This window comes from Belnapia sp. (assembly GCF_059504005.1).
On sequence record NZ_JCACHU010000171.1, the window covers coordinates 1 to 15,275 of the forward strand.

The window sequence follows — 15,275 nt, forward strand, 5'->3', positions numbered from 1 at the left end:
TGGCGCGACTGTTCGCCGACCTGATCCCGCCGATCCGATGTCCACACTGCCGGCGGAAGCTTAGGCCGCCGCCTGACTTCAGACTGCCCAGGTAGTGCTAGTAGCCATTCGCCCGCGCCGCAGAGTTTCATGCCGGTGCTGTTGACCAGCAGGTTGTGCAGTGCCACGGCGAAGTTGCAGGTCGCGGCCGAGGTGGCCAGCCCGGCGATGGCTGGCTCAAGGAAGAGGCCGAAGCATTGCCGCAGACCCATGGAGACGGCAAGGAGGGCTGCGGAGACGATGACGATTCGCCCGAGATGGCGGGAGGGCGCGGCTTTAGGCATCGGCCGCGACCAACTTCTTGCTCATGTAGACGGCCGTACCGTTCAGGAACGGCGTCTCGCTGTCCACGCGGTAGCCAAGCCGCTTGTACAGAGCGATGTTCCGGACGAAGGCGCCATTCGTCACCAGCCGCACCTCGGTCACGCCGTGGTCGCGGGCGAGGGTCTCGGCGTGTGCCATCAGGCGCGACCCCTAGCCCTGGCCCTGCCGCGCAGCGCTGACGGCGACGTTCACCACGGTGAGGGTGTCTGACCCCAGCGACGTCTGGATCAGTCCGACGAGCTTGCCGTCGCTGAACAGCGGGTCGAAGCGGTCGCTCTGGAGCGCCGAGGCGTAGTCCACGGTCATGGGCAGGGGTTCGCGGCCGATGACCGCCACCCAGGCGCTGTAGGCTTCGCGCGTCAGTGCCGTGATCGCCTCAGTATCCGGATGACCGGCCTGACGTATCGTCAGTGCTGGTGGGTCCGAGGAGTTCTCAGGATCGGGCGATCGCGGCATGGCATGGCTTTCGTTTCTACGGGCCAGCCTAGGGTGGCCGGGCAAGCGTTGGCAGGTGAGAAACGTTCATCGGGCAGGAGCCGAACTCATTGGGCTGTGGTGCGGGCGAGAATGAGACTTCGCCCATGACGCTCAACACCAGCACCGCCATCGGATCGGGGAAGCGCCATGGAGCATGGTGACTTCGGTATCGCGCTTTTCCTGCTGGCACCTCGCCGCCGTGAGTGGGAGGGAATCGGTGACGAGCCTGTGCCAGCACGAAAGCCACGGCGCAGACGGTTGAGACGCGGCCTGCTCTGGCTGTGGTTGACCCTTCGACCTGGCCGGCGCGGCACGCGGCTCCCCGAAAGGCTGAGCGCCCAAGAAAGGCGCGACTTGGGGCTGGATCGCTAGGCGGGGATGAAGCCGGGCGCCTGTTGGCGCTGGGACCGGCTCCGGTGAGCCGCCCGGGATCCACGCGAGACAACGGAGACGACGGATGCGATTGTACTATGCGCCAGGAACCTGCGCCCTGGCGGTGATCATCGTTTTGGAGGAGATCGGGGCATCCTACGAGCTCCGTTCGGTGGATTTCGCCGCCGCTGAGCAGCAGACACCTGAGTTCCGCGCGCTCAACCCGCAGGGCCGGGTCCCGGTGCTAGTGACCGAGCAAGGTTGCCTGACCGAGACGCCGGCGCTGCTGGTGTATCTCGCTCAGCGCTTTCCGGCTGCCTGGCTCATACCCCAAGGGGACACCTTCGCCTTCGCGCAGCTGCAGGCCTTCAATGCCTATCTGTGTTCGACGGTACATGTCGCCCACGCCCACCGGATGCGCGGCCATCGCTGGGCGGACGACCCAGCCGCGATCGAGGCGATGCGGCGAAAGGTCCCGGAATCCGTCGGTGCTTGCTTCGACCTGATCGAGCGGCACCTCCTCGGGAGTCCCTGGGCCATGGGAGCCGCCTACTCGGTCGCGGATGCCTACCTGTACACCCTAGCGTCCTGGCTCGAGGCGGATGGGGTCGACGTCGAGCGTTGTCCAAGGGTGCTCGAGCACCGGCGCAGGATGGCCGAGCGCCCGGCCGTGCGGCGGGCCCGCGACCGCGAGGCGGGCGGCGGCAAGATGGTGCAGCCGCGATGAGCCGCTTTCCCCTGCGCCGTCAGGACAAGACGATGGAGCTTGCCGAGGCTGAAGCTCTGCTCGCCCGCATGCCCACCGTTACTTTGCGCTCTGTCGGCAGCGTTGGTGATAGCTATGACAATGCGCTGGCCGAGACGATCAATGGCCTGTTCAAAACCAAGGTGATCCGCCGCCGCGGCCCCTGGCGCAATCTGGAGGCCGTCGAATTCGACACCTTGGAGCGGGTCGACTGCTTAAACAACCGGCGCCTCCTCGAGCCGACCGGTAACATGCCGCCTGCCGAGGCTGAGGCGCGCTACTATGCCGCACGGGCCCATCGCGAGGATGACCCCATGCCCGATCACGTCGCTGCCAACCTGCCCGCGCGCGACCTCGACGAAACGGCCGCTTTCTATGCCTGGCTTGGCTTCGGGGTGGAGTACAGGAGCGCTGACTGGATGGTCCTGCGCCGGGACGCCCTGGAGCTGGAGTTCTTCCTGCACCCAGACCTCGAACCGGCGTCGTCGTGGCACAACGCCTCCGTCTGGGTCGCCGACCTCGACGCGCTACATCGCGCCTGGGCCGCGGGGGAGCTGCCGCCTGAGGGCGCCCCGCGCCTGACCGAGCCCGCGTACCTGCCGTCAGGCTACCGCATGTTCGCGCTCGTCGATCCGAACGGAAGTCTTCTGCGCTGCCTCCAGCTGCGTAGCCCGGCCCGTTAGGCCGCCGGTGTCAGGTGCCGCGCCGCCCCAGCGGGGGCTGGCTGAAGGCACCGATCCCGTTCGCAAACGCGCGGCATCTCCACTGGCCACCCCACGTGCTCCTCCGGGTCCTCCGCATCGGGGCAAAAGCGGCGGCTCACTAGCGGGTACCAAGCGTCAGATTTCATCCACTAGTTCTCCTCACCTCCCGTGAGCCTCACTCACGCCGCACGACCCAAACCTGGCGGGACACCAGGAAATTCCTGCCCTCCGCCCCCGCTCGGCACCGCGCCAACCCGGCTGGATGCCCACGCAGTCGCCCCCTAGTCTCGACCGCGCCCTACAGCCAGAGACCCGATGATCCTACTTGGCCCATACGACTCGCCCTTCGTCCGGCGCGTTGCCGTCGTCCTCAACCTTCTTGGGCTCGGCTACGAGCACCGCCCCTGGTCGGCCTTCGGCGACGCGGATCGCCTCGCCGCTTCCAACCCGCTCCGGCGGGTGCCGGTGCTCCTGCTCGAGGACGGGGAAGCGCTGATCGACAGCGCCGCCATCCTCGATCACCTGGACGAGGTGGCGGGTGAGGCCCGTCTGATCGCGCGCGCTGGGCCAGAGCGGCGGGCCATGCTGCGCATCTGCGCGCTCAGCACCGGCCTTTGCGACAAGATGGTCGCCCTCTTTTATGAGCGCTTCCTGCATGAGCAGGCCTCGGAAGCCGTGGTCGCCCGCACGGTCCAGCAGATCGAGGACACGCTCAAGGCGCTCGAGACCGCTCGCGCCGCCTGCCCGACACCCTTCTGGTTCGGTGGGACGCCCGGCCACCCCGACATCGCAGTCGCCTGCGCGCTGCGCTTCCTGGCCGATGCACATCCGCAGCTCGATGCGCCCGCGCGCCGGCCGCGCCTCGCCGCCCTGTCCGCGGCCTGCGAGGCCATGCCTGCCTTCTCCTCGGTCGTGCAGCCCTTCCAGGCGCCGCGCGTCGCAATGCGGCGCGGTGGCGCGACCGGTCCCGATGAGCGACAGCGCTGATCCAGCCGGGACCGTGGCCGTGCCCGCAGCCGCCGTCCCGCAGCGCCTCAGCCGCTGGCTGGTCGGGCTGCTCGCCACGGCTTGCGGCCTCTCCGTCGCCTGCATCACCTTCGCCGAGCCGCTGCTCGACAGCATCGCCGATGCCTTCGGCATCAGCCATGCGGCGGCGGGCACCATCACCACCGTGACGCAGCTCGGCTACGGGCTGGGCCTGCTCCTCCTGGTCCCGCTCGGCGACCTCCTGGACCGGCGGAGGCTGGTCGTCGCGCATACGCTGCTGGCCTCCGCCGCGCTGCTCTGCGTCGCGTCGGCGCGGACCGCCACCGTCGCCTTCGCGGCCTTCGCTGCGGTCGGCCTCCTCGCCGTCGTGACCCAGATCCTCGTGGCGCATGCGGCCCTCCTAGCTGCGCCGGCGGAGCGGGGGCGGGTGGTCGGCCTCGTCACCAGCGGGGTCATCTCCGGCATCCTGCTGGCGCGCGCCATCGCGGGCAGCCTCGCGGACCTGTTCGGCTGGCGCGCCGTCTACCTCGTCGCAAGCGGCGCCATGCTCGTTGTCGCGTTGTTGATGTTCTACTTCGTGCCAGCAGGGCCGCGGCCGGGGCGGGCGCTGACCTACGGGCAGCTCTTGCGCTCGCTTGCGACCCTCTTCGCCGAAGTGCCGGTCCTGCGCGTCCGCGCCGCGCTCGCCGCGCTCATCTTCGCGGCCAACACGCTTCTCTGGACGCCGCTCGTCCTGCCGCTCATGCGGGATCCCTTCGCGTTGTCGCGTACGCAGGTCGGGCTGTTCGGCCTCGCGGGTGCGGCCGGGGCGATCGGCGCGGCGCTCGCCGGCCGGCTTGCTGACAGCGGCCGTGTGCAGCAGACGACGGCGGCGGGGCTGGTACTCATGCTCCTCGCCTGGATCCCGGTCGCCGCGATGTACGCGTCGCTGGCCCTCCTGGCGCTCGGCGCCCTCGCCATCTCCTTCGGCCTGCAGGCCGTGCATGTGGCGAACCAGAGCCTGATCTACGCGACGCGGCCGGAGGCCCGCAGCCGCCTCGTCGCGGGCTACATGATCTTCTACTCCGCCGGCAGCGCCTTGGGCGCCGCGGCCTCCACGCTGATCTACGCAGGCGGGGGATGGGCCGGCGTCTGCCTCGCGGGCGCCGCGACCAGCGCTGCCGCCCTCGTCCTCTGGTGGGTCACGCGGCACGTACCGGCCGAGGCGCCGCTCCCGCGCGCCTGACCGCGGCGCGCCCTCAGCCCTCGAGCTGCTCGCGCAGCCAGGCAGCGAAGAGCCGCCCCTCGCGCTGCCGCAGCAGGCCGGGACGGGTGACGAGCCAATAGGCAGTGCCGCCCTGCACAGGCGCGTCAAGCGCACGCACACGGCCCGCCGCGATGTCGTCCGCGCAGACGGGAAGCCGCGCGAGCGCCAGGCCGAGGCCCTGCGCCGCAGCCTCCAGCGCCATCTGGACCGTGTCGAAGCGCAGCCCGCGCCCCGCGTCCAGCGACGACGCCTCCTCCCGTAGCGCGGCCCAGGCCCGCCAATCTTCCCCCGCCGCCGTGACATGAATAAGAGGCAGTTGCGTGAGCGCCTCGGCGAGCGTCAGCCGGCAGTCGGGAGCCGCCACGGGGAGGAGGCATACGGGCGCCAGGCGGTGCCACTCCGCCGGCCCGGCCGGCGCCGCCGCCATGCGGATCGCGAAATCGAAGCGCCCGTTACCCAGCTCGACATGCTCGCGCTCGGTGGAGATGGCGAGGTCAAGCCCCGGGTGCCGCCGGCGCAGTCCGGGCAGCCGCGGCAGGAGCCAACCCGTGGCGAAGGTGGGGGCGACGCTACCCGTCAGCCGGCGGCCCGAGCGCGGCTGCGTCAGTGCCTCGACGCAGCGGGACAGGCCCTCGAAGGCGCGCGTCGCCTCCTGCAGTAGCATCTCACCCGCCGGGGTGAGGCGCATGCCTCGCTGGTCGCGGTGGAACAGCGGCACGCCGAGCGCGTCCTCTAGGGCCCGAACGCCATGGCTGACCGCGCTCGGCGTCACGCCAAGCTCCGCCGCCGCGGCCGTGAAACCGCCGCAGCGACCGGCCGCCTCGAAAACCCGCAACCCCGACAAGGGGGGCAGCCTGTGCGCCATGAGCCGATGACCTCCGCCCCATTCCAGGGCGAAGCCGGCCGCGCCGCTACAGACAGATAAGCATGGCTGACATGATTCGGCGTCGCCCTGCGCTTATCGTCCAACAAACCGGGGCAGCCGCTTCTCGACGAAGGCCGCCACGCCCTCGATGGCGTCTCGTGTTGGCACGATCGATGCGAAGGAGGCCTCCTCGATGGCGAGGCCGCTTTCGATCGTCGCATCCTGGCCGCGGTGGATGGCGGAGAGCGCCGCAGCGACGGTGAGCGGCGGCTTCGCGGCGATGTCCTGCGCGATCCCGAGCGCCACCGCCATCAGCGTCCCGTCCGGCACCACCCTATTGACCAGGCCAAGGTGGCGCGCCTCCTCCGCGCCGAAGTGGCGGCCGGTCAGGATCAATTCCGTCGCCGCCTTGCGGCCGACGTTACGCGGCAGGCGCTGGGTGCCGCCGAAGGTCGGAATGATGCCGATGTCGATCTCCGCTTTCGAGAAGACGGCGGAGGCCGCGGCGACCGCGATATGGGTTGCCTCCACCAACTCGCAGCCGCCGCCGAAGGCGAGGCCGTTCACCGCGGCGATGACAGGCTTCGGGAAGGTCTCGATCCGCGCGGTCAGGCGCTGGCCCGGGCGCAGGAAATGCGCGACGGCTTCCCGCGGGCCCGTGCGCATATGCGGCAGGAAGCCCTTGATGTCGGCGCCGGCGCTGAAGGCCCGGCCGCTGCCCGTCACCACCACGGCCCGGACGTGCTCCTCCAGCTCGAGCGTGTCGAGCGCGTCGAGGAGCTGGCCAATCAGCGCGTTGCTCAGGGCGTTGAGCGCCTCAGGCCGCGACAGCGTCAGCACCGCGACATGGCCCTCGAAGGTGATGGAAAGCGGGGCATCCCCGCGGGTCGGAACCGGTGTCACGCGATCCTCCTGGTGGTTGGGGCGGGTCGCATGCTTCAACCCCGCCAAAACGGCTTTCTCGCTTCCCGCCAGGCCTCGCTGCGCGAGATGCCGAGGTCGCGCAGCGCCCGGTCCGAGAGCTCGGAAAGCTGCTCGCTCTCCTTCGCCCGGCGCCGCCAGAGGCGCAGCGTGGCGAGGAGGCGCTCTAGGCGTCCGGTGGCGCGCCGCTGCGCGACGCCGGGCAGCGGGCGGTCGCAGGGCGCAGGCGCCTCCTGTTGAACGTCGGTCGCGGAAGCAGTGGCCGGGGTCGTCATGGGGCGATGGTCACGGCTTCCGGCCGGTGCTGCGAGCGAGAATCCCTCACCGCGGCTGAAGGGGTTTCACAGCACGGGAGCGGCGCGCGGCGACCGCGCGGTGGTGACCGCGGCTCATGACCCGTGCGCCGTTCTCGCTCGCGCCGGCCCGCGCCGCCGCGCAGCCTGCCAGCGCACCCTGCGACGAGGGGAGGAGACGCCATGACCACCAAGCTGGACCGCGCCGAGATGATCCGGCATGCGGAGGAGTGGATCGCGGCCTGGAACCGCCGCGACCTGCGCTCCGTGCTCGACGCCTTCCACCCGGGCGCCACCTTCCGGAGCCCGCGCGCCATCCCGCTCACCGGCTCGCCGATCGTTGAGGGAAAGCCGGCAATGGAGCGCTACTGGCGCGCCGGACTGGCGCGGCTTCACACGCTGGAGTTCACGCTGCTCGGCACGGTCTGCGACGTGGAGGCGCAGGCGATGCTCGTGCACTACGTCGCCAATCTCAACGGCACGGCGCTGCGGGCCAGCGAGCTCTTCCGCTTCGAGGGCGCGCTGAAGGTCTACGCCGAGGCCCTCTACGGCGATGCCACGGGGCACGCTGTCGCCCGGGAAGTGGCGACGGCATGACGGGGCTGCCGCGGGCCGAGCTGCTGTCCCTCCTCGCCTTCGCCGCTGTCTCGACCGCCACACCAGGCGGTGCCAACTTCCTCGCGGCCAGCGCGGGCGCGCGTTTTGGCCTGGTGCGGAGCCTGCCGCTGCTCCTCGGCCTCTCGCTCGGGCTCGCGGCGCTGGCCGCTGCGGCCGGGATCGGGCTCGGCGCGCTGCTCGATGCGGCGCCGGCGCTGCGGCTCGCCCTGCGCGGCGCGGGCTCTATCTACCTCCTCTGGCTCGCCTGGCGCATCGCCAGGGCGGGGCGGCCGGAGGTGGGCAGCCGGGACGGCGCCATGCCGCCCGGCTTCCTCGCAGCCCTGGCGCTGCTCTGGCTGAACCCGAAGGCCTGGACGATCGCGGTCGGGGCCTCTGCCGCCCATGCGGGACTAGACCCGGACCCGATGCGCCTCGCGGCGCTTCTGGCGCTCGTCTTCGGCGGGGCCGCGGCGATCTCCCTCTGGGCCTGGTGTGCCTTTGGTCAGCTCCTCGCGCGCTCGCTCCGCACGGAGGCGCAGTGGCGAGCCGCGAACCTCCTCCTCGGCGCGGCCCTCGCCGCCTGCGTGCTACCAATCTGGCTCTGACGCTGGACCGGCGCAGCGCTGGCGCTCAGGGCTCGTGGAGCGGAGGTGACCACAATGGAGCTCACACTCGGACGGTTCGTCCTTTCGTCCCACACTGTCCCGGGGCAGCCGCCCGCTGCCTACCGGACCGGCCAGCGCGTACACCCAGCGGCCCAGGGCGACCGCGACTTCCGCCCTCACCATGCCGGGTTGGCACTCTCGGCAGGGCTGCACCGATGACCCTCCGTGTGCTCGGCAAGGCCACCTCGATCAACGTCCGCAAGGTCCTCTGGACCTGCGAAGAGGCCGGGCGTGCCTATACGCGCGAGGACTGGGGAAGCGGCTTTGCCTCCACGCTCGCCCCGGACTTCCTCGCGCTGAACCCGAACGGGCTCGTGCCCGTGATCGTGGATGGTGACCTCGTGCTGTGGGAAAGCAACACGATCTGCCGCTATCTCGCGGGCGTCATCGGCGTCGAGGGGCTGCTGCCCCGCCATCCCGCCGCCCGGGCGCGGGCGGAGCAGTGGATGGACTGGCAGGCGATGGAGCTGAACGCGGCCTGGCGCGGCGCCTTCATGCATCTCGTGCGCGGCCAGCCGGCGCAACTCAGCGCGGCGGAGCTGGCCGGGATGGTGGAGGGGTGGAATGCTAAGATGGCGCTGCTCGACCGGCATCTCGCACAGGGCGGCCCCTATGTCGCGGGCGCCGACTTCACCCTCGCCGATATCGTGCTAGGCCTGTCCACGAATCGCTGGCTGATGACGCCCATGGCACGGCCGGACCTGCCCTCGGTCGCCGTCTGGTACGACCGCCTCCGGGCACGCCCGGCTTTCCATCGGCATGGCTGCAACGGGATCCCGTGACCGCCCAGCGCGCGATGAACGCGTCTCGCAGCCGTTGAGAAGAACTCGGTTCCTGGCCGCAGGGACGTAATCGAAAGTGGCGCAGCACAGCACGGGGAGCGGGCGCCGGTGATGAATGAGAGACAAGGCCTTTGGCGAATTGTGCTGGTCGCGTCCGCTGTCATGGCCGTGTCCATGGGGCTGCGGCAGTGCTTCGGCCTATTCATGGCGCCCAGCATTGCGACGCTGGGCACCTCGGCCGCGGTATTCGGCTTTGCGGTCGCGCTGCACAACCTCATCTGGGGCCTGGCGCAGCCCTTTGTGGGAGCGCTGGGCGACCGCTACGGCGCACGCCCGGTGCTGATTGGGTGCGGGCTGCTCTACACCGTGGGGTTGCTGCTCTTCGCGCTCTCGGGCAGCCCCTTCGTCGCGCTCAATGTAGGGATTGGCCTACTCACCGGGCTCGGGATCGCAGGCACCGGTTTCGGAGTCTTGCTCGGCGCCGTGTCGCGCGCGGCGCCGCCAGAGCGTCGGGGGATGCTGGTCGGGCTCGTGTCCGGCGCCGGCTCCATGGGCGTGCTGGTCCTCGCGCCACTCGGCGAGGGGTTGATCACCAGGGCAGGCTGGAAGGAGGCAGCGCTCGCCTTTGCGGGGATCTGTGGGGTGATGGTCGCCCTCTCCCTTCTTCTGAGCCGTGGGCCGGTGCAGCACCCGGCGAAATCCGAAGCGCCCGAGGCTTGGGCTGCCGTGCGGGCAGCCATGGCCCATCCCGGCTTCGTGGCGATGTCGGTGGCGTTCTTCGCCTGCGGCTTCCAGCTGATGTTCATTACGACGCATCTGCCGCGCTTCCTCGGTCTGTGCGGGCTCGCACCCTCGGTGGGCGCCGCGGCGCTCGCAGTGATCGGCGTCTGCAACGCCATCGGCTCCTACGTCTTCGGCCTGCTGGGACAGCGCTACAGCCCGAAGAGGTTGCTGGCCGGCATCTATGCGGCGCGGACGGCGGCCATCCTGCTCTATCTTGCGACACCGGTCTCCGAAGCCACCACGTTGCTCTTCGCGGCCGTGATGGGCGCGACCTGGCTGGGGGTGGTGCCGCTGGTGTCAGCGCTGATCGGCCGGCTCTTCGGCCTCGGGAACTTCAGCCTGCTCTTCGGTCTCGCCTTCGTGTGCCACCAGATCGGCGGCTTCGCGGGTGCCTGGATGGGCGGCATCGTGCTGGACGCGACAGGGATTTACGATGCGGCTTGGTGGACGCTCGTCGGCATCGGCGCCGCGGCCGCCCTGCTGCAATGGCCCATGGACGACCGGCCGCGCGTCGCCGACGGTTCCATACGTGAGGCCGCGGCATGACGATTTCGCTGCTCGCCGAGGGCCCCGCCGTGCCGGTCGAGCGGATCGCTGCCTTCTCGGCTGCCGGGGCTGGCGGCAACCCCGCGGGGGTCATGCTGCTCGAGGTGCTGCCCTCGGCCGCCACCATGCAGGCGGTGGCCGCGCGTGTCGGATACTCCGAAACCGCCTTCGCCGCGCCCGAGGGCGAGGGCTGGCGGGTCCGTTACTTCGCGCCCGAGGCGGAGGTGGACTTCTGCGGCCATGCGACCATCGCGCTCGGCGCGGCGCTGGTCGCACGCCGCGGTGGTTGCGTCTTCCACCTGCGCCTCAACCACGCCTCCATCACGGTCGAGGGCTGGGAAGAGGCCGACGGGATGGCGGCCGCCCTCGTGTCGCCGCCCGCCACGAGCCGGCCTGCCCCTCCAGATCTGGTCCGGGACGCGCTTCACCTGTTCTCGCTCACGGCTGGGGACATCGACGAGCGGATCCCCCCTGCCATCACGCACGCCGGTGCCCCACATCTCCTCCTCGCGCTACGGGACCGGGCGCAGCTCGCGGCGCTGGCCTACGATTTCGAGGCCGGGCGCGCGCTCGCGCTGCGCGAGTCGATCTGCACCTTCAACATCGTAAACGCGGAGGACAGCGGCCGCTTCCACGCCCGCAATCTCTTCCCGTATGGCGGCGTGTATGAGGATCCCGCGACGGGCGCCGCCGCGGCGGCGTTGGGTAGCTATCTGCGTCGCCTGGCCTGGCCGCATGGCGGCTCCATTGAGGTAAGGCAGGGGGAGGACATGGGTCAGCCCTCGCTGCTGCGCGTCGAGATCGACGCGAACCCGGCGGCGGGGCTGCGTGTCTCCGGGCAGGTGCGCTGGATCGTTGAGGGGGCCGCGCTATGAGCGATACACAGGCCAACGCGGGGCCGGCGGAGCGGACGGAGGTCGCGGTGAATACCCTCGGAAGGAGCGTCCTGTGCCAGCCTATGTGCATGTAAACCTGCGGATCCTCGACGCGGCCCGGCAGGCTGCCCTCGCGCCGCGCTTCCGCGAAGCGCTAGAGCGGGCAGGCGGCCGCGTCCACCACTTCGGCCCGGTGACCGATGTGCTGGAAGGCAAGGCAATGCCGCTGCCGCTCGCGGGCCTCTTCGAATTCCCGAGCCGCGAGGCTGCCCTCGCCTTCTACCGGTCGGACGCCTATGCGCCCATCCGCGAGGAGCGCAGCCTGGCGCAGGAGGCGCGGATGTACGTCGTGGACGTCGCCTAGCGGTCTGGCCCGCGGCCCATGCCGCGCCGGTCGAGGACCAGCAGGCTGCCGGCCACCAGCAGGCCGAGGCCGAGGGCGACCGGTGCCGTCGGACGTTCGGACAGGAGCGGCATTGCCGCCAGCGCCGTCGCCGACGGCACCATCGCCGTTGCGACTGAAGCGCCGATCGCGCCGATCCTCGATACCGCCCAGGTATAGGCGGAGACCGAGATCGTGCCGACCAGCACGCCCTGGACGGCGACCTGGACAAGGATCGCGGACCAGGGCACGGCGTGCAGCCGCGACGCGCCGATGGTGGCGTAGAGCGGGAGGTAGGCGGCCGCCGACAGCAGGGAGACCGTCGCCGCCGCGCGGATGGGGTCCATGGCGAGGCGCGCTGCCAGCATGCCGAAGGCCGACCAGGTCGCCGAGGCCGCCAGCAGAAGCGCGCAGCCGAGGATGGCTGGCCAGCCCGCCCCGCGCAGGCCGTCCCAGGCCACCAGCGACAGGGCGAGGACGACGAGGCATGCGCCGGCAACCCGGCGCCGATCCGCCTTGGTCCGGCCGAGCGCGAGCCCGATGAGGAAGGTGCAGAACGGCAGTGCCCCGTGCAGCAGCGCACCAGCGCGCGATGCGGGCACCAGCATCAGCCCGGCGAAGGCCAGGGTGGCGAAGCCGAGCCCGCCGGTGAGTGCCAGCTTCGCGGCGTCGGCCGTGAACAGCCTGGGACCCCCGCGGCGGAGAGCGGCCGGCAGCAGCAGCGCGCCGCTGGTGGCGAAGCGGATCGCCAGCAAATCCTGCGGCCCGAACGCCGATGCATAGGCGAGGCGGGAGGCGAGCGTGAAGCTCGCCAGGATGGCGATGACGGCAGCGCCGGCCGCGAGGTCGAGCACGGTGGTCCGCCGCGCGGGACGCGCTGCCTCTTTGGTCGGCACGGGGTTCCCTGTCCCCGTCAGGCTGGCGCGGAGTCGATGTGGTAGCCCTTCGAGGTGATCATCCAGCGTCCGTCAACGCGATGCCAGGTGAGGTAGTCCACGAAATTCGTGTCGATGATCCGCACGCGGACCTTGGTGAAGGCCATGGTCTCGGAGGCGAAGTCCATCATCAGGATCGCGTCCTTCCGCACTGCGCCGACGGATTTCGGCGACCGGCGCTGCCGCAGGACGTCCTGGTACTCCGCCGCGGGCCAGCAGAGGAAGCGTCCATCGCGGTAGCCATGCAGCTGGACGGTCGGGCTGAAGGCGGAGCCAAAAACCGACACGTCGCAACTATACATCAGGTCGAAGTAGCGCTGCACTGCCTCGACGAGTTCCGCGGCGCGCGCATCGGCGGGCGGCGCGGCGCGGCTCGGGGATTGGTTTGCTGCACTTGCGCTCATGGAACTCTCCATCTCATTGTCAGTCAGGTCCGCGGCGACCAGCCGGTGAGGGCTGGCAGGGCCACGCATCTCGGGGGCCACCCAGGTTTCGGCGCATCACGCCGTCCACTCCGCCGCATGGGCTCCGAGCTTGGTCGCGGGACGGTCCCAGGCGATGCGAACGCCCGCGATCCCGACTGGCGGGCGGAGGCGGCGCGCGGGGCCCCAGGCGGTGGCCTCGATATCAAAGGCGAGATCGGCGGCGGTCGCGGGCGTCGGCGCCGCTGCGCCCGGCGGCTGCGCGAAGTCGGCGAGCAGCGCGGCAGTGCGCGCGAGGGAGGCGCGCGCCACGCAACCGCGCCCGGTCCGTCGGCGCTCCGTCAGACCGCGCAGGGCCGCGGCTGCCAGGATGTATCCCGTCGCGTGGTCGAGCGCCTGCACCGGCAGCGGCACCGGCCGGTCCGCGCTGGTGGCTTCCATGCCCGCGGCGGCGATACCGCAACTCATCTGGACCAGGCTGTCGAAGCCGCGCCGGCCCGCCCATGGCCCGGTCCAGCCATAGGCGTCGAGGCAGACATCGACGAGGCCAGGACGCACCTCGCGCCGCACGGCCTCGCCGAGGCCCGCACGCTCCAGCGCATCCGGCCGGTAGCCATGAACGAGGACGTCGGCGCGCCGAAGCAGCCGGATGAGCTGCGCGCAGCCCGTTGGCGAACGCAGGTCGAGCCGGGCGCAACGCTTGCCAAGCGTCACATCCGGGACGACGCCCGGCTCCTCCCATTGTGGCGGGTCGATGCGCAGCACCTCGGCGCCGAGCCCGGCGAGGAACCGGGTCGCGACCGGCCCGGCGAGCACGCGGGTGAGGTCGAGCACGCGGATGCCCCGGAGCGGCCTGGCGGGGTCATTCTGCGGCGGAACCTCCGTCGCCGCACCCCCCGCGCTCCAGCTCACCAGCGGCTCCGCCGCGACCGCGCGGCCCTGCGGATGTGCTGCCCAGGCCGTGAGGGACCGCATGGCGGCGGCGCAGCTGCCTTGCGCCACGATCGCGGCTTCCAACTCCTCGACGGCCCAATCCGCGACCCGCGCGGCGACCGCCGGGCGCTCCGGCACGGCCCCGAGCACGGCAAGGGCGGTGGCGCGGTGATGCGGCGCGTTGGTGTGCAGCCGGATCCAGCCATCGCGCCCAGCGTAGTCGCCCGCGACGGGGTCCCAGGGCGGCGGGACCGACCAGCCCTCCGGCCGGATGGAGGCGCTGAACCAGAGCGAGGCGAGACGGCGATCCACCTGGACGGCGGCGGGCGGCGGGCTGCCGGCACAGGCGTGTTCCGCCGCCGCGAGCGCAGCGGCCCCGACCGAAGCGGCGGCGAGGTCGCTCACGGCGAAGACGGAGGGCAGGCTGCCGGCGCCCTCGAACGCCGTCGCATCCAACGCGAGGGCCGGGCCGCGGAGGGAGGACCAGATGGTGGCAAGCATCTGCTGCGCTGGCGCCGCGGCGTCGGTGGGCGGCATGGAGGGTCCTCTGCGTTGGGGCTGATGGTGCGGGCGCGTTGCGCCGCTGCGTGGAGTGCTGCGAGAATTGTGAAGCCCTGTTCGGGGCAATGGGACAAGAGGGAGGCAAGGGAGGCAAGCGAGTCGTGCTCAAGGCATTTGAGGACAGCTTCCAGAGGTATTGCACTGGCTTGGCGCATTCGGTGGACGGGCGGTCGCGGGCCGGCAAGCGGGCGAGAACGACGAGCATTGGAGTTGTCCGAGCTTCGTTGCCGCTTCCGAGGCAATTTCATCTTCGCGCCGGGAGATACGCCCGTGCAGCGGCCGAATTCCAAGCCCGTTTCCCAAAAGGGTCCCGTCCGTCAACGTGGTGGAAAGAGCAGCTGGGCTTTGACGTGTTCCCCGCTTTCCTACCGCAGATAACTTGGACCCTTCTCGTTCTGGCCCGGGTTGGGACCGAGGTAGATCGAGCGCATGGAACCTTGGAGTGTCGTTTGCACGTGCGGCAAAGGCAGCGGGGGGCGCCGTAGATCCGGAGTACCGATCCTGCAGCAGGGAGTTCCCCACAGGGTGGCGGCTTTCTCACCCGGCGGGTTCCTCCCGTCCGATATTCCGCTTCACTTCGTCCCGGAGCAGAGCGAATGGTCGGTCGTGCGCCGCGGTGAACGCCGGCGCGCCGCCCCGACCGGCTCCTCGGTGGGGCTCTGGGCCGCTTTGTTGCAGCGGTCGGCGGCTTGGGCCGCTTCGGGTAGGATGAGGCTGGGGCGTGTCCCCCTTTACCCTCCAGGGGTCGGCCTCTTGCCTTTCAAAACGGTTGTGTTGCAAAGTTTGAGGCGGATTGCGAATAGCCCTGACAGGCTCCAGAT

General features: G+C 70.8%; 18 protein-coding genes and 2 pseudogenes. 11 read left to right on the plus strand and 9 right to left on the minus strand.

The features are described 5' to 3' along the window. From AC5JJ1_RS27330 to AC5JJ1_RS27340, 3 genes and pseudogenes are all read right to left on the minus strand, one after another. Positions 1-323, minus strand: a pseudogene (locus AC5JJ1_RS27330) (hypothetical protein); the annotation flags it as partial. Further along, a complete protein-coding gene (locus AC5JJ1_RS27335; RefSeq protein WP_495788284.1) occupies positions 316-501 on the minus strand; it encodes a GNAT family N-acetyltransferase in 186 nt (61 codons plus the stop codon). The pseudogene AC5JJ1_RS27330 and the gene AC5JJ1_RS27335, both read right to left, overlap by 8 nt. A gap of 12 nt (positions 502-513) precedes the next feature. After that, entirely contained in the window at positions 514-819 is a 306-nt protein-coding gene (locus AC5JJ1_RS27340; RefSeq protein ID WP_495788285.1) for a GNAT family N-acetyltransferase, read from the minus strand. Between the two features lie 478 nt (positions 820-1,297). Between AC5JJ1_RS27340 and AC5JJ1_RS27345 the strand changes: the two genes are divergently transcribed. The 5 genes and pseudogenes from AC5JJ1_RS27345 to AC5JJ1_RS27365 all read left to right on the plus strand — a co-directional run bounded on the left by AC5JJ1_RS27345 (position 1,298) and on the right by AC5JJ1_RS27365 (position 4,873). Beyond that, positions 1,298-1,939, plus strand: coding sequence for a glutathione S-transferase family protein (locus AC5JJ1_RS27345; protein WP_495788286.1), 642 nt, complete (start codon positions 1,298-1,300; stop codon positions 1,937-1,939). Positions 1,940-2,028: 89 nt separating this feature from the next. Beyond that, a pseudogene (locus tag AC5JJ1_RS27350) lies at positions 2,029-2,244 on the plus strand (IS3 family transposase); the annotation flags it as partial. Between the two features lie 27 nt (positions 2,245-2,271). Then, entirely contained in the window at positions 2,272-2,640 is a 369-nt protein-coding gene (locus AC5JJ1_RS27355; protein ID WP_495788300.1) for a DUF8817 family protein, read from the plus strand. 336 nt (positions 2,641-2,976) lie between these two features. After that, entirely contained in the window at positions 2,977-3,648 is a 672-nt protein-coding gene (locus tag AC5JJ1_RS27360; RefSeq protein ID WP_495788287.1) for a glutathione S-transferase family protein, read from the plus strand. Between the two features lie 13 nt (positions 3,649-3,661). Then, positions 3,662-4,873, plus strand: a complete 1,212-nt coding sequence (locus AC5JJ1_RS27365; protein WP_495788288.1) for an MFS transporter — start codon at positions 3,662-3,664, stop codon at positions 4,871-4,873. 13 nt (positions 4,874-4,886) lie between these two features. On the opposite strand, the gene AC5JJ1_RS27370 is transcribed toward AC5JJ1_RS27365, so the two are convergent. The 3 genes from AC5JJ1_RS27370 to AC5JJ1_RS27380 all read right to left on the minus strand — a co-directional run bounded on the left by AC5JJ1_RS27370 (position 4,887) and on the right by AC5JJ1_RS27380 (position 6,955). Beyond that, complete coding sequence (locus tag AC5JJ1_RS27370; protein ID WP_495788289.1) at positions 4,887-5,759, minus strand: LysR substrate-binding domain-containing protein; 873 nt, start codon at positions 5,757-5,759, stop codon at positions 4,887-4,889. Between the two features lie 93 nt (positions 5,760-5,852). Beyond that, on the minus strand, positions 5,853-6,662 hold the full coding sequence (locus AC5JJ1_RS27375; RefSeq protein WP_495788290.1) for an enoyl-CoA hydratase-related protein: 810 nt from the start codon (positions 6,660-6,662) through the stop codon (positions 5,853-5,855). A gap of 35 nt (positions 6,663-6,697) precedes the next feature. Next, complete coding sequence (locus tag AC5JJ1_RS27380) at positions 6,698-6,955, minus strand: DUF1127 domain-containing protein (RefSeq protein ID WP_495788291.1); 258 nt, start codon at positions 6,953-6,955, stop codon at positions 6,698-6,700. Positions 6,956-7,156: 201 nt separating this feature from the next. Here AC5JJ1_RS27380 and AC5JJ1_RS27385 point away from each other — a divergent pair, with 201 nt between their 5' ends. The 6 genes from AC5JJ1_RS27385 to AC5JJ1_RS27410 all read left to right on the plus strand — a co-directional run bounded on the left by AC5JJ1_RS27385 (position 7,157) and on the right by AC5JJ1_RS27410 (position 11,585). Next, positions 7,157-7,570, plus strand: coding sequence for a nuclear transport factor 2 family protein (locus tag AC5JJ1_RS27385; protein ID WP_495788292.1), 414 nt, complete (start codon positions 7,157-7,159; stop codon positions 7,568-7,570). Next, entirely contained in the window at positions 7,567-8,175 is a 609-nt protein-coding gene (locus tag AC5JJ1_RS27390) for a LysE family translocator (RefSeq protein WP_495788293.1), read from the plus strand. Before AC5JJ1_RS27385 ends, AC5JJ1_RS27390 begins: the two co-directional genes overlap by 4 nt. Before the next feature lie 215 nt (positions 8,176-8,390). Further along, positions 8,391-9,017 carry a glutathione S-transferase family protein gene (locus AC5JJ1_RS27395; protein ID WP_495788294.1) on the plus strand — a complete coding sequence of 209 codons (627 nt, stop codon included), beginning with the start codon at positions 8,391-8,393 and terminating at the stop codon, positions 9,015-9,017. 162 nt (positions 9,018-9,179) lie between these two features. After that, positions 9,180-10,346, plus strand: coding sequence for an MFS transporter (locus AC5JJ1_RS27400; RefSeq protein WP_495788301.1), 1,167 nt, complete (start codon positions 9,180-9,182; stop codon positions 10,344-10,346). Further along, positions 10,343-11,221 (plus strand): PhzF family phenazine biosynthesis protein, encoded by an 879-nt coding sequence (locus AC5JJ1_RS27405; RefSeq protein WP_495788295.1) that lies wholly within the window; start codon positions 10,343-10,345, stop codon positions 11,219-11,221. The genes AC5JJ1_RS27400 and AC5JJ1_RS27405 overlap by 4 nt, the downstream gene beginning before the upstream one ends. A 73-nt stretch (positions 11,222-11,294) precedes the next feature. Further along, a complete protein-coding gene (locus AC5JJ1_RS27410) occupies positions 11,295-11,585 on the plus strand; it encodes a DUF1330 domain-containing protein (protein WP_495788296.1) in 291 nt (96 codons plus the stop codon). Here the strand turns inward: AC5JJ1_RS27410 and AC5JJ1_RS27415 are convergent. The 3 genes from AC5JJ1_RS27415 to AC5JJ1_RS27425 all read right to left on the minus strand — a co-directional run bounded on the left by AC5JJ1_RS27415 (position 11,582) and on the right by AC5JJ1_RS27425 (position 14,430). After that, positions 11,582-12,499 (minus strand): DMT family transporter, encoded by a 918-nt coding sequence (locus tag AC5JJ1_RS27415; RefSeq protein WP_495788297.1) that lies wholly within the window; start codon positions 12,497-12,499, stop codon positions 11,582-11,584. The two genes, AC5JJ1_RS27410 and AC5JJ1_RS27415, sit on opposite strands and share 4 nt — an antisense overlap. A gap of 17 nt (positions 12,500-12,516) precedes the next feature. Continuing rightward, on the minus strand, positions 12,517-12,942 hold the full coding sequence (locus AC5JJ1_RS27420; RefSeq protein ID WP_495788298.1) for a nuclear transport factor 2 family protein: 426 nt from the start codon (positions 12,940-12,942) through the stop codon (positions 12,517-12,519). A gap of 96 nt (positions 12,943-13,038) precedes the next feature. Continuing rightward, positions 13,039-14,430 carry a CoA transferase gene (locus tag AC5JJ1_RS27425; RefSeq protein ID WP_495788299.1) on the minus strand — a complete coding sequence of 464 codons (1,392 nt, stop codon included), beginning with the start codon at positions 14,428-14,430 and terminating at the stop codon, positions 13,039-13,041. Positions 14,431-15,275 lie beyond the last annotated feature (845 nt).